The 13,655-nt window shown below is 64.2% G+C and carries 11 protein-coding genes; 10 read left to right on the top strand and 1 reads right to left on the bottom strand.

Annotated features, from left to right (window positions below; translation table 11 throughout):
• The first annotated feature begins 6 nt into the window (after window positions 1–6).
• The 7 genes from argB to ACLRGI_RS20555 all read left to right on the top strand — a co-directional run bounded on the left by argB (window position 7) and on the right by ACLRGI_RS20555 (window position 7,347).
• Window positions 7–951 (top strand): acetylglutamate kinase, encoded by a 945-nt coding sequence (gene argB, locus ACLRGI_RS20585; RefSeq protein WP_419203321.1) that lies wholly within the window; start codon window positions 7–9, stop codon window positions 949–951.
• Window positions 948–2,288 carry an acetylornithine transaminase gene (locus ACLRGI_RS20580; protein WP_419203320.1) on the top strand — a complete coding sequence of 447 codons (1,341 nt, stop codon included), beginning with the start codon at window positions 948–950 and terminating at the stop codon, window positions 2,286–2,288. Before argB ends, ACLRGI_RS20580 begins: the two co-directional genes overlap by 4 nt.
• Complete coding sequence (argF, locus tag ACLRGI_RS20575; protein ID WP_419203319.1) at window positions 2,285–3,310, top strand: ornithine carbamoyltransferase; 1,026 nt, start codon at window positions 2,285–2,287, stop codon at window positions 3,308–3,310. The genes ACLRGI_RS20580 and argF overlap by 4 nt, the downstream gene beginning before the upstream one ends.
• Window positions 3,310–3,846 carry an arginine repressor gene (locus ACLRGI_RS20570; protein ID WP_419203318.1) on the top strand — a complete coding sequence of 179 codons (537 nt, stop codon included), beginning with the start codon at window positions 3,310–3,312 and terminating at the stop codon, window positions 3,844–3,846. The genes argF and ACLRGI_RS20570 overlap by 1 nt, the downstream gene beginning before the upstream one ends.
• Window positions 3,847–3,917: 71 nt before the next feature.
• Window positions 3,918–5,123 carry an argininosuccinate synthase gene (locus tag ACLRGI_RS20565; RefSeq protein WP_091466547.1) on the top strand — a complete coding sequence of 402 codons (1,206 nt, stop codon included), beginning with the start codon at window positions 3,918–3,920 and terminating at the stop codon, window positions 5,121–5,123.
• The gene (gene argH, locus ACLRGI_RS20560) at window positions 5,120–6,535 is read left to right on the top strand and encodes an argininosuccinate lyase (RefSeq protein WP_419203317.1); all 1,416 of its coding nucleotides are present in this window, start codon (window positions 5,120–5,122) and stop codon (window positions 6,533–6,535) included. Before ACLRGI_RS20565 ends, argH begins: the two co-directional genes overlap by 4 nt.
• A 74-nt stretch (window positions 6,536–6,609) precedes the next feature.
• Entirely contained in the window at window positions 6,610–7,347 is a 738-nt protein-coding gene (locus ACLRGI_RS20555) for a maleylpyruvate isomerase family mycothiol-dependent enzyme (protein WP_419203316.1), read from the top strand.
• 47 nt (window positions 7,348–7,394) lie between these two features.
• Here the strand turns inward: ACLRGI_RS20555 and ACLRGI_RS20550 are convergent, their stop codons facing one another.
• Entirely contained in the window at window positions 7,395–8,867 is a 1,473-nt protein-coding gene (locus ACLRGI_RS20550) for an AlkA N-terminal domain-containing protein (RefSeq protein ID WP_419203315.1), read from the bottom strand.
• A gap of 95 nt (window positions 8,868–8,962) precedes the next feature.
• Between ACLRGI_RS20550 and ACLRGI_RS20545 the strand changes: the two genes are divergently transcribed.
• From ACLRGI_RS20545 to tyrS, 3 genes are all read left to right on the top strand, one after another.
• Window positions 8,963–9,619 carry a DNA-3-methyladenine glycosylase gene (locus tag ACLRGI_RS20545; RefSeq protein WP_419203413.1) on the top strand — a complete coding sequence of 219 codons (657 nt, stop codon included), beginning with the start codon at window positions 8,963–8,965 and terminating at the stop codon, window positions 9,617–9,619.
• A gap of 131 nt (window positions 9,620–9,750) precedes the next feature.
• Entirely contained in the window at window positions 9,751–11,979 is a 2,229-nt protein-coding gene (locus ACLRGI_RS20540) for an ATP-binding domain-containing protein (RefSeq protein ID WP_419203314.1), read from the top strand.
• A gap of 37 nt (window positions 11,980–12,016) precedes the next feature.
• Window positions 12,017–13,327 carry a tyrosine--tRNA ligase gene (gene tyrS, locus ACLRGI_RS20535; protein WP_419203313.1) on the top strand — a complete coding sequence of 437 codons (1,311 nt, stop codon included), beginning with the start codon at window positions 12,017–12,019 and terminating at the stop codon, window positions 13,325–13,327.
• Window positions 13,328–13,655 lie beyond the last annotated feature (328 nt).

Here is a 13,655-nt window from a genome sequence, read left to right as displayed (position 1 = left end):
ATGACTATGACTGCGCAGACCCGCGAGACGACGTCCATGAGTGATGCTCAGGACAAAGCCGGCACTTTGATCGAGGCCCTGCCGTGGATCCAGCGTTTTGCCGGCACCACCATGGTGATTAAGTACGGCGGAAACGCCATGGTCAACGATGACCTTCGCCGTGCCTTCGCGGAGGACATCGTGTTCCTCCACCATGTAGGCATCCATCCCGTAGTGGTCCATGGCGGCGGCCCCCAGATCAACTCCATGCTCGGCCGCCTCGGCATCGAGTCCGAGTTCAAGGGTGGCCTGCGCGTGACCACCCCGGAAGCCATGGACGTGGTCCGCATGGTCCTCACAGGCCAGGTAGGCCGCGAGCTCGTGGGGCTCATCAATTCCCACGGACCCTACGCCGTTGGCATGTCAGGCGAAGATGGCGGCCTGCTGCGCGCCGTACGCACCGGCACGGTAGTTGATGGCGAAGAGGTGGACCTCGGCCTGGTGGGCGAAGTGGTGGGCGTCGATCCGGACGGCATCACAGACATTCTTGACGCCGGCCGCATCCCGGTGATCTCAACGGTGGCCCCGGAAATTCTCGACGCCGGCACCGGCTCGGGTCCCACCACGGGTCAAGTCCTCAACGTTAATGCTGACACCGCGGCTGCCGCCGTCGCATCGGCCCTGGGCGCCACCAAGCTCGTCATCCTGACCGACGTCGAGGGCCTGTACGCCAACTGGCCGGACAAGTCATCGCTGATCTCATCGCTGACGGCAACAGAGCTCCGCGCAATGCTGCCCAAACTCGAGTCCGGCATGATTCCGAAAATGGCGGCCTGCCTCAAGGCCATCGACGAGGGCGTGGAACGCGCACACATCGTGGACGGCCGCCTGGCTCACTCCATGCTGCTGGAAACCTTCACGACGGCGGGCATCGGCACCCAAGTTGTCCCCGACGAGGAAGTGAACGCATGAGTACCGAACTGAGCCATTCCGCCGAAAGCCGCAGCAGCGATGGGGGGCCGGGTGTGGTCGGGCACCGCGAAGCGGGCGGGGCCCCCATCGCTGCGGAGGCTGCCGCAACCAGGCTCGTTTCCCAGAGCTCAGGTGCCGACTGGCTTGCCCGTTACTCGTCCTCACTCATGGGTGTCTTTGGCACCCCTCAGCGGGTTCTGGTCCGCGGTGCGGGTTGCCTCGTATGGGACGCCGATGGCAAGGAATACCTGGACCTCTTGGGCGGTATCGCCGTAAACGCCCTGGGCCACGCCCACCCCTTCGTCACGTCAGTGATTTCCAGCCAGCTGGCCACACTCGGCCATGTCTCGAACTTCTTCACCAGCCCCACGCAGATTGCCTTGGCTGAAAAGCTGCTGGCCCTCAGTAATGCTCCGGCGGGGTCCAAGGTCTTCTTTACCAATTCCGGAACCGAGGCCAACGAGGCAGCGTTCAAGCTCGCCCGCCGGAACAACTCCGCTGGGACACGCACCAAGATCATTGCGCTGGAGGGTGCCTTCCACGGCCGCACCATGGGCGCGTTGGCGCTCACTGCCAAAGAGGCCTACCGCGCGCCGTTCGAGCCACTGCCCGGTGGCGTGGTCCACATCCCGTTCGGTGATATCGAAGCCCTGCGTGCCGCCGTCGACGGTTCCACTGCGGCAGTCTTCCTTGAGCCCATCCAGGGCGAAGCGGGCGTCCGTCCTTTGAGCGCCGAATACCTGCGGGCGGCCCGCGAGGCCACATCCGCTGTCGGCGCGCTGCTGATCCTGGACGAGGTCCAGACCGGCATCGGCCGCACCGGTAAGTGGCTCGCCAGCGAAGATGCAGGCATTGTTCCCGACGCCGTCACGCTCGCCAAGGGACTTGGCGGTGGTTTCCCGGTGGGTGCCTTGGTCACGTTCGGAAGTACGACGTCGGCCCTGCTCACCGCCGGGCAACACGGCACCACGTTCGGCGGGAACCCGGTGGCCACGGCCGCTGCGCTGGCCACGCTGCACGCGATCGAAAGCCAAGGTGTCCTGCAGAACGTGCTGACTGTAGGCGCCCACCTTCGCGAAGGCCTGGCTGCCATTGAGGCCGTCACTGAGGTCCGCGGTGAGGGCCTGCTGATCGGCTTCGATGTGAACGCTGACATCGCACCCGCCATGGTGTCCGCTGGTTTGGATGCAGGCTTCATCGTTAACAGCCCGGGCCCGCGGACCATCCGCCTCGCGCCACCGCTGATCCTGACCACGGTTCAAGCGGACCGTTTCCTGGACGCCCTACCCACCCTGATCGCCACGGCTACAGCCAACACCGCTAAGGACGCACAGTGACTTCTTCCACCACCACCCGTCACTTCCTCAAAGACACGGACCTGAGTCCCGCCGAGCAGGCCGAGGTCCTGGAACTCGCCGTCCGGATGAAGGCCGCGCCGTACAGTGTGCAGCCCTTCGCCGCAGAAGGCGACGGCCGTAAGACTGTGGCCGTGATTTTTGACAAGACTTCCACCCGCACGCGTGTTTCTTTCGCCACGGGCATTGCGGACATGGGCGGCAACGCACTGATCATCAACCCGGGTGAAGCGCAGATCGGCCATAAGGAATCCGTGGAGGACACGGCGAAGGTCCTTGAGCGCATGGTGTCCACCATCGTGTGGCGGACAGGCGCCCACTCAGGCCTGGTGGCCATGGCGGAGAACTCCAAGGTCCCCGTCATCAATGCCCTGTGCGACGACTACCACCCCTGCCAACTTCTTGCGGACCTTCTGGCCGTCAAGGAGCACAAGGGCGAGCTCGCAGGATTGAGCATGGCTTACCTGGGCGACGCCGCGAACAACATGGCCAACTCCTACCTCCTGGCAGGCGTTACCGCTGGAATGCACGTCCGCATCTCAGGCCCCGAAGGCTACCTGCCGGCACCGGAGATCGTGGCTGCTGCGGAAGAACGCGCGGCTGAGACTGGTGGGTCTGTGCTGATTACCAGCGATGCCGCGGAGGCCCTCAAGGGCGCCGATGTCGTGGCCACGGACACCTGGGTTTCCATGGGCCAGGAAGCCGAGAAGGAAGCCCGGCTGCAGCTTTTCCGAGACTACTCCGTGGATGAGGCCGCCATGGCGCAGGCCGCGCCGGACGCCGTCGTGCTTCATTGCCTTCCCGCCTACCGCGGCTACGAAATTTCCGCCGGCGTCATCGACGGCCCGCAGTCGATCGTCTGGGACGAAGCAGAGAACCGCCTGCACGCCCAGAAGGCACTCATGGCGTGGCTGATGCACCGCTCCGGGCTTGCTTTTGTCGAGGGCCTTTCGCCTGTCGAGGGAACCCCTGCCCTGGAAAGCTCTGTGGAGAGCACGTTCTAGTGTCCACCAACCCGTCCGTGCCGGGCGCAAGCCCGGCCACCAAGACTGCCCGCCAGGCGCGTATCACCGCGATCCTGACCGGCGAGTCCGTGCGTTCCCAGGCAGAGCTTGCAGCCCTGCTGGCGGACGACGGCGTCCAGGTCACCCAAGCCACGCTGTCCCGCGACCTCGTGGAGCTGGGCGCGGTAAGGGTCCGTGGCAAGGAGGGCGCGCTGGTTTACGCCGTTCCGGGGGAGGGCGGCGACCGCAACGCCAAGAGCGGCGTAACCCAGGAAATCCTGGATGCGCGGCTTGCGCGGCTATGCGGCGAACTCCTGGTAACGGCGGAGGCCTCCGGAAACATCGTGGTCCTCCGCACTCCGCCCGGAGCGGCGAACTTCCTGGCCCTGGCCGTCGACCACTCTGTGATGCCATCCGTATTGGGTACGATCGCAGGCGACGACACTTTGCTGCTGGTCGCACGGGATCCCGACGGCGGGGCTGAACTGGCAGCGCGTTTCCTGCGCATGGCCGAAGAAGCCGGCCCTGGCAACTGATTGATCTTTTTCAGCATTGATTCACACAGCATTGATTCGAATGAACCAAGCAACAACAAAGGAGCACTCTCGTGACTGAGCGCATTGTTCTGGCCTACTCCGGTGGCCTTGATACGTCCGTAGCCATCGGCTGGATCGGTGAAGCCACCGGCGCCGAGGTCATCGCTGTGGCCGTCGACGTCGGACAGGGCGGCGAGTCCCTGGAGACCATCCGCCAGCGCGCCCTGGGTTGTGGCGCCGTCGAGGCTTACGTGGCAGATGCCCGTGACGAGTTCGCCAACGAATACGCCATGCCCACCCTGAAGGCCAATGCCCTCTACCAAGGCCACTACCCGCTGGTTTCGGCTATCTCCCGTCCGGTCATCGTGAAGCACCTCGTGAAGGCTGCGCGTGAATTCGGTGCTACCACGGTTGCCCACGGCTGCACCGGCAAGGGCAACGACCAGGTCCGTTTTGAAGTCGGCATCCAGACCCTCGGCCCGGACCTGAAGTGCATCGCACCTGTCCGTGACCTCGCCCTGACCCGTGACAAGGCAATCGCCTTCGCCGAGGAAAAGGGACTGCCGATCGAGACCACCAAGAAGAACCCGTACTCGATCGACCAGAACGTCTGGGGACGCGCCGTCGAAACCGGTTACCTCGAGGACATCTGGAACGCTCCCACCAAGGACATCTACGACTACACCGCCACCCCGGAGTTCCCGCCGGCACCGGATGAGGTCACCATTTCCTTCCAGGCCGGTGTGCCGGTAGCGATCGACGGCGTCAAGGTCACCCCGCTGCAGGCCATCCAGGAACTGAACCGCCGTGCAGGCGCGCAGGGCGTCGGACGCATCGACGTCGTCGAGGACCGCCTCGTTGGCATCAAGTCCCGCGAAATCTACGAAGCCCCGGGTGCCATGGCGCTGATCACCGCGCACAAGCACCTCGAGGACATCACCATCGAGCGCGAGCAGGCACGCTTCAAGGCCACCGTCGGCCAGCGCTGGGCAGAATTGGTCTACGACGGACAGTGGTTCTCCCCGCTTAAGCGCTCCCTGGACGCGTTCATCGAGGACACCCAGCAGTACGTTTCCGGTGACATCCGCATGGTCCTCCACGGCGGCCAGGCGATCGTCAACGGTCGTCGCTCCGAGACATCGCTGTACGACTTCGACCTCGCAACCTACGACACCGGCGACACCTTCGACCAGTCCATGGCACGTGGCTTCATCGAGCTGTGGGGCATGTCCTCCAAGGTTGCCTCGGGCCGCGACCTGCGGGTTGCCGGCGAATGACAAGCCCAACAAACGAAGGTGCATTGTGGGGCGGCCGGTTCGCCGGCGGCCCCGCGGATGCGCTGGCCGCACTGAGCAAGTCCACCCACTTTGATTGGCGGCTTGCCCGGTATGACATCGCCGGTTCCATGGCGCACGCGCGCGTGCTCGCCAAGGCCGGGTTGTTGGACGATGCCGAATTGGAAGGCATGCTCGCCGCCCTCACGCAGCTGGACCAGGACGTCGCCAGTGGCGCCTACCTTCCGGCCGAGAGCGACGAGGATGTTCACGGTTCGCTGGAGCGTGGCCTGATCGAGCGTGCGGGAACGCAATTGGGCGGCAAGCTCCGCGCGGGCCGTTCGCGCAACGATCAAGTGGCCACTCTCGGGCGCATGTTCCTCCGTGACCACGCCCGGATCATCGCTGGCGGCGTACTGGCCACCATTGATGCACTCGTTGAGCAGGCAAAGGCTCATCAGGGCGTTGCCATGCCGGGTAGGACGCACTTGCAGCATGCCCAGCCGGTGTTGCTGAGCCACCACCTCCTGGCTCACGCCTGGGCGCTGCTGCGCGATGTGCAGCGTCTCCAGGACTGGGACAAGCGGGCCGGTGTTTCGCCGTACGGCTCAGGTGCCTTGGCCGGCTCCTCCCTGGGACTGGACCCCGAGGCTGTCGCCGCGGATCTCGGTTTCTTCTCTGCGGTCCACAACTCGATCGATGGCACCGCCTCGCGCGATGTCTTCGCCGAGTTCGCCTGGGTATGTTCCATGATTGGCGTGGACCTGTCCAGGATCTCCGAGGAAGTCATCTTCTGGGCAACCAAGGAATTCTCCTTCGTCACCCTGCATGACTCGTACTCCACAGGGTCCTCGATCATGCCGCAGAAGAAGAACCCGGACGTCGCCGAGCTCGCGCGCGGTAAGGCAGGGCGCCTCATCGGCAACCTGACCGGACTGCTTGCGACGCTCAAGGGCCTGCCGCTCGCTTACAACCGCGATCTGCAGGAGGACAAGGAACCGGTGTTCGACGCCGCCGACACCCTGGAGCTCTTGCTTCCGGCCGTGTCCGGCATGATCGCTACGCTGAAGTTCAACACGGAGCGCATGGAGTCGCTGGCCCCTCAGGGCTTCGCGTTGGCCACTGACATTGCCGAATGGCTTGTCCGTCAGGGTGTTCCCTTCCGCGAGGCCCACGAGCTGTCCGGCGCCGCAGTCAAGCAGGCCGAAGGCCGCGGCGTGGAACTGTGGGATCTGACGGACGAGGAATACTCCGAAATTTCGGAACACCTGACCCCCGAGGTTCGCAGCGTGTTGAGCACCGAGGGCTCGCTCAACAGCCGCAACTCCCAGGGCGGAACGGCGCCGGCCGCCGTCGAACGCCAGCTGAAGGCACTCGAAGCGGAACTGGACGCAGCGCGTTCCTACGCCGGCTAAACGCAAAACACTCCTGTGGGACGGCACGTCACGTGCCGTCCCACAGGCGTTTAAGGGTGCGTTAGCATGGCGCTATGACTCAGATCACTCCTGACGCGCTGCCGGCAGAGCTTCACAAAGCCGCGGGCACCGTCACCCGCCTCCTGTCCAAGATGGACGAATCGTCCGTCTCTGAACCGTCGGAGCTTCCCGGCTGGACCCGGGGCCACGTCCTCGCGCACCTTGCAGGTATTTCCAACGCCATGGCCCGGCAACTTGAGTATGCGCGCCGCGGCGAAACGATCGAACTGTACGACGGCGGCATGGACGGCCGTAACAAGGCAATCGAACTTGCCGCCGGGCACAGCCTCGCCCGGCACACGGCGTCCGTCACCACCTCCCTGGGCGCAGCGATCCCGGCGTTCGACGCCCTGGGGCCCGACGATTGGCAAGCACGCATCGCGTATCGGGACGGAACAGTGTTCGACGGCGGCTTGGCGCTGTGGCGTGAACTCACCATCCACGCCTCGGACCTGCGTCTGGGATTCGGGCCGGAGACCTGGAGCCGGATGTTCTGCGAGCACCTCATCGGCTTCCTTGAGGCACGAGTCCCGCACACCTACAAATTTGTCCTGCAGCCTACCGGCCTGCCGCAACTGAGCCTCGGAAGCGGCGGAACCTCCATAGCCATCACCGGCATGCTGACGGACATTGCCGCGTGGCTTGCGGGCCGCGAGGCCACCCTTGGAAGCCTCAGGGCCACTGCGGCCGCTGACGGAGTAGACCTGCCGGAGTTGCTGCCCTGGCCGGCCGCCCAAGCCGCAGCCCATTAGAACCCGCACGCTCTCTCACATCCCGCGGGCTTCCGGGTGACGCTCTCTCACTTCAGCGCCGCTGCCCGCCATATGTGCATGGTGGCGTACGAACGCCACGGGCTGACCTCCCTGAAGTCAGCGCTCAGTCCAGTCCCCGCGGGCAGGGCCTTCCTGCCGTTCCTTACTGCCGCGTCATTTGCAAGGAACACATCCGGAGCGCCGAGCACCCGCATGGCTACATACCCCACCGTCCAAGGCCCCACGCCCGGCAACGGAAGCAACTTGCTTTCGAGGCCGGCGGGGTCGTCGCCGTAGCCGAAATCGAGCGCCCCGCTGGCCATGGCTTCGGCCGCAGCCACAATGGAATCGATGCGGCGTTGTGGTCCCCGGAGAAGGGCATGGCCGTGTTCGGCGAGTTCAGTCGCCGTCGGAAAAAGTCTTTCCAATCCGGAGATGGCGCCATTCATCCGGGAGCCGGCTGCGGATAACTGAGTGAGTCCCGTTCGGGCAGCAGCGACGGTGATCTGCTGTCCGATCATGGCTCGGATGAGCAATTCGTGGGGATCCACGGCCCCCGGCACGCGCATCCCGGGGACTGCGGCGATCCTTGCCGTCAGCCTCGGATCCGTTGCGAGGGCGTCATCGATTGCCTGAGGATCCGCGTCCAGGTCGAACAGCCTCCGGACCCGGCTCAACAGTGCCGGGAGGTCGTGGAGGTCCACGGCCGTGGCTGTGAGTTCCAACGGCTTTCCGGAAGCTGAAGGGTCGTATGCCACAGAAAAAGAAGCGTGGCCTCGGGGGAGACGGAGCGTGCGCGCGTACGTCCTTGTTCCGTTGTCCGAAGTACTTGCCAGTTCGATTCCTGGCACTGCGCGAACTGCCAGGAAGTCGAAGATGCCCGGATCGAAGGGTTCCCTGTAGGGCAGGTTGAGTGTCAGCGCTGCCGGCGCCGCGGCTCCTGTACCGCGGCGACTACCGGACTTCGGTGCGGTGGCACGCACCGCCGTCGGGGTCATGGCGAACACTTCGCCGATGGTGTCGTTGAATTGCCGCACCCTGTTGAACCCGGACGCGAAGGCGACGTCGGCCAGGAGCATATCGGTGGAGACCAACAAGGTCCGGGCGGTTTGTGCCCTGCTTGCGCGCGCCAGTGACAGGGGACCGGCGCCGAGCTCGTTGCTGAGGATGCGGTTGAGCTGCCGAGCGGAGTACCCCAGGCGATGGGCGAGGCCGTCGACGCCCTCGCGGGTGATCACGCCGTCATTAATCAGCCTCATCGCACGGCCGGCGATATCGGAGCGGATGTTCCATGCGGGCGTTCCTGGGACAGCTTCCGGCAGGCACCGCTTGCAGGCGCGGTACCCGGCTTCGTGGGCCGCTGCGGAGGTTTCGTAGAAGGTGACGTTCTCGGCCTTGGGCGTCCGGGCAGGGCACGACGGCCGGCAGTAGATGCCGGTGGAGCTGACGGCGGTGAAGAATTGTCCGTCAAACCGGGTGTCACGGGCGTCAATCGCCCGGTATCGCTGCCAGAAGTCCATAGCTTCATCCTGCCAGCCGTCCGCGGCCCGGGCTAGCGGAAATCGGACATGGCCGTTTGTTGGTTTCTTGCTAGGGTCTGGTCATGAATTCCTCGATGGACAACGGAGTCAGCAACCCGGCAGAAGTACGCAAGTTCCTGGCTGGCGACCCCCGTGTCATCGCTCCGCTGATCCTGGGCGCGGTACTCACCCACCACTCGGAAGCCGGGCCGGTGTCCGTTAGGCTCACCGAGGTGGAGGCCTATATGGGCCCGCGCGATTCAGAGCACCCCGATCCCGGCTCCCACACTTTCGGTGGTCCTACCCCGCGGAATGCGCCAATGTTCGGCCCGCCCGGGTTCCTGTACGTGTACTTCACCTACGGCATGCACTACTGCGCCAACGTTGTCTGCGGTCCGGACGGCGAAGCGTCTGCCCTGCTCCTGCGTGCAGGCGAGATAGTAGAGGGGGAGGGGCTCGCTGCCCTTCGCAGGCCTGCATCCAAGGCACATAAGGACCTGGCCAGCGGACCTGCCAGGCTTGCTTCGGCACTGGGACTCACGACGGCGGACACCGGGCGTGACGCGCTCGCCGCACCGTTCAGCCTGTGGTTGCCGGAGACTCCGGCAGTTGCCGTAGCCAGCGGACCGCGGGTGGGCGTAGCGGGTCCGGGCGGAAGCACCGGGTATCCCTGGCGGTTTTGGATTGAGGACGACCCCACCGTGTCGAGATACAAGGCAGCACGACCCCGCACCCGCAACATTCCAGGGTGACGTACGGCGCTCGCGGCTCCGCGGAACATGAACTTGCGGTGACGCAGTCCGCCATATGACGCGTACCCCCACGTTTACCAAAATCGCTGTAGAATGGACGGTCTGTCTTTTGCGATAGGGGTTACGGTTCGATGCACGACGCTGATTTGGTCCACGAGCAGGAATATGTTGCCGGGCTGTACGCCAGGCTCGATGAGCTGCGCGCTGAAAAGCGCGCCCAGCTGGCGCAGGTGCGCAAGGCCGGCGCGGTGGGAACCATGCAGAACGTCTCGGAGCGGGACGCCTTCGCGGCCCTGTACGAAGACCGCCTGGCCCAGCTCGACGCCGTCGACGACCGCTTGGTCTTCGGCCGTCTTGACCTCGACTCCGGCGAGGCACAGTACATTGGCCGCATCGGTCTTTCCACTGCCGATCTGCAGCGTCTTATGGTGGACTGGCGTGCCCCTGAGGCTGGCCACTTCTACCAAGCCACTGCGTTCGACCGCCAAGGCGTCCGCCGTCGTCGCCACTTGATCCTTCAGGGACGCGACGTGAAGGCGATTGAAGATGACGTCCTGGACGCCGGGATGCTCGCTGACAACGATTCCCTCCAGGGCGAAGGAGCGCTGCTGGCAGCGCTTAATTCCAAGCGCACCGGCCGTATGTCGGACATCGTGGGCACCATCCAGTCCGAACAGGACCGGATCATTCGTTCCTCCATTTCCGGCGCGTTGGTGGTCCAGGGAGGGCCCGGAACAGGCAAAACGGCAGTCGCCCTGCACCGTGCCGCCTACTTGTTGTACACGCACCGCGAACGGCTTAAGAGCGCCGGCGTCCTGCTCGTTGGGCCGTCGTCGTCTTTCATGCACTACATCGAACGCGTGCTGCCTTCGCTCGGTGAGACCGGCGTGGTCATGGCCAGCCTCGGACGCCTCATGCCCGGGATTCACGCCATTCCCGAAGAAGATTCGGATGTAGCCGCGCTCAAAGGCAAGCTGGACATGGCAACTGTTGTGGCCAATGCCGTCGCTAACCGGCAGCGAACGCCCGCCGAGGACCGCGTCCTCGAAGTTGATTCCCGGAAGCTGACGCTGACGGTCCGCCAGGTGCGCCGGGCCCGGGAAAAAGCCCGTGCTACCGGAAAGCCACATAACGAAGCACGGCTCACGTTCGTCAAGATCCTTCTTCGCGAGCTCACGGAACAGCTGACCGACCTCGTGGAGGAAGGCAACATCGGAAACAACGCGGATCGCGCGTATCTGGCCGAGGACGTCCGTTCCGCCCGCGACGTACGCATCGCGCTTAACCTTTGCTGGATGCCGATGACACCCGAGAAGCTCATTTCCGAGCTCTTCAGCAAGCCGGCCATCCTTGAAGCCTGCACGCCGCACTTAACGCCGGAACAGCGCGCCCTGCTGCAGCGTCCCGTCGATGCACCTTGGACGGAAGCAGACGTTCCGTTGCTGGATGAGGCAGCGGAATTGCTGGGTGAGCTCGATCCAGCAGCCGGCAGGGGATTGGCACAGCAGGAAGCCGACCGTGCCCGTGATCTCGCCAACGCCAAGCAGACCCTCGCCAATATGGAAGCCATGGGCGTGGACGTCCTGGTGACAGCAGAGGAACTGGCTGAGCAGAACCAGGAACGGGAAGGACGCCTGACCGCCGCCGAACGCGCCACGAGCGACCGGTCGTGGGCCTTCGGACACATCGTGGTTGACGAGGCCCAGGAACTTTCGCCCATGCAGTGGCGGCTCTTGGTGCGGCGTTGCCCGCTGAAGTCTTTCACCATAGTCGGGGACATCGCCCAAACCAGTGCAGCGGCCGGCGCCAATTCGTGGCAGAGCGCGCTGGCGCCGTCGTTCGGTGATCGGTGGACGCTGGAAGAACTCACGGTCAACTACCGGACGCCGTCGCAGATTGCAGAAGCGGCCGTCCGCATGGCCAATCGCGCAGGCCTGGTTGTCTCGGCTCCCAAAGCCGTCCGCGAAGGCAAATGGTCACCCATCGTGGACCATGTGGAAGCGGATGGCATCGTCAAGCGCTTGGTTGAGGTCCTGCCGGAGGAAGTGGAAGCGATCGACGGCGGCCTGCTGGCTGTCATCGCCGACGGACCGTTGCTGCCGCAGGCCACTGCCGCACTGCGGGAGGTCTACGGACGCCGCATCGGCAGCGGCGCAGGCAGCTATCAGCAAGACATTGTGGTTATCAGTCCGAAGGAAGCCAAGGGCCTGGAATTCGACGGCGTTGTTGTCCTGGAACCGGCTGCCATGTTGAACCACGAGCACGGCAAGGTGGGCGACCTCTACGTTGCCATGACCCGTGCCACGCAACGTCTGCGGCTCATCGCGGCCGCACCTGTACCCGCCGGCATTGAGCGCTAGGAAAAACGGACCCTGCAATCCTGCTAACTTAGATCTCGTGTCACACGTAAACAACCTCGAGTCCCAGCACAACGATCCCGCCTTTGCCAACGTATGGCAGGAGCTCAAATGGCGCGGCCTTGTCCACGTTTCCACTGATGAAACTGAACTGGAAAAGCTGCTCGCCGGGGACCCGATCACGTATTACTGTGGCTTCGATCCCACCGCGCCATCGCTGCACCTGGGCAACCTGGTGCAGTTGCTGGTGATGCGTCGCCTGCAGCTGGCCGGCCACAAACCGCTCGGTTTGGTGGGCGGTTCCACCGGGCTGATCGGTGACCCGCGTCCTACGGCGGAACGTACCTTGAACACCAAGGACACGGTCGCCGAGTGGGTTGGCTACCTTCAGGGCCAGGTACGCCGCTTCCTCAGCTTCGAGGGAGAGAACCCTGCCCGCATGGTCAACAACCTGGATTGGACGGCGCCGCTTAGCGCCATCGATTTCCTCCGCGAGATCGGCAAGCACTTCCGCGTGGGCACCATGCTGCGTAAGGATGCCGTGGCGTCACGCTTGAACTCTGACGAAGGCATCAGCTACACGGAGTTCAGCTACCAGATCCTGCAAGGCATGGATTACCTCCAGCTTTTCCGCGATTACGGCTGCGCCCTGCAGACCGGCGGCTCGGACCAGTGGGGCAACCTCACCAGTGGTACTGAACTCATCCGCAAGGTAGAGGGCAAGAGCGTCCACGCCCTGGGTACGCCGCTCATCACCAACTCGGATGGCACCAAGTTCGGCAAGAGCGAAGGCAACGCCATTTGGCTGGACCCGGATATGTGCAGCCCGTACACGTTCTACCAGTTCTGGCTAAACACCGCCGATGCTGATGTGGTTGATCGGCTCAAGGTGTTCACCTTCCTATCGCGCGCCGAGATCGAGGCACTTGGTCAGGCTGTGGAGGAGCGTCCCTTTGCCCGGGAAGGACAGAAGAAGCTCGCCTTCGAAGTGACCTCTTTGGTACACGGCGTCGACGCAACCGAGAAAGTCATTGCCGCTTCGGCTGCACTTTTCGGCAACGGCGACCTCACCGTCCTGGACGAGAGGACGTTGGAAGCAGCAACTGCGGAACTTCCCTCCGCAACCATCGGGGCCGACGGCCTGGGCATCATCGACCTCCTGGTCGCGTCCGGTCTGTCCGACAGCAAATCAGCAGCCCGTCGCACGGTGGGGGAGGGCGGAGCATACGTGAACAACACCAAGGTCTCTGATCCCGACGCAGTCATTGCCCGCGACGAACTCCTTCACGGCCGGTACTTGCTCCTCCGCCGGGGTAAGAAAAACCTGGCCACCATCGAGGTCTCTGCTTAGGTCTTCTTTCCGACGCAGTTTCGAAAGGGCCGGCAACCGTTATGGTTGCCGGCCCTTTCTGCGTTTAAGCGTGCCTGTTCCTTCCGACGCTCTCTCATATCCCTCGGGTTTGGGCGGGTCGCTCTCTCATATCCCTCGGGTTTGGGCGGGTCCCTCTCACGTGGAACGTTCGACGGCGGTAGTGACGGTGGGCGCGGGGGCGGTGGGTCGGTGACGTGGATGGTCTTGTGACGGGGTTCACTTGGAATGATTTAGGCGGGTTCTGCGTGCTTTGAAGCATTTGTGGGGTTGTTTTCCTTGTGCTGTCTCTTATACACATCTGACGCTG

Source organism: Paenarthrobacter sp. PPS72 (assembly GCF_048537125.1).
GTDB classification, from domain to species: domain Bacteria; phylum Actinomycetota; class Actinomycetes; order Actinomycetales; family Micrococcaceae; genus Arthrobacter; species Arthrobacter nitroguajacolicus_E.
Note: the sequence above shows the minus strand (reverse complement) of the source record. Positions and strands in the feature narration are given on the sequence as shown.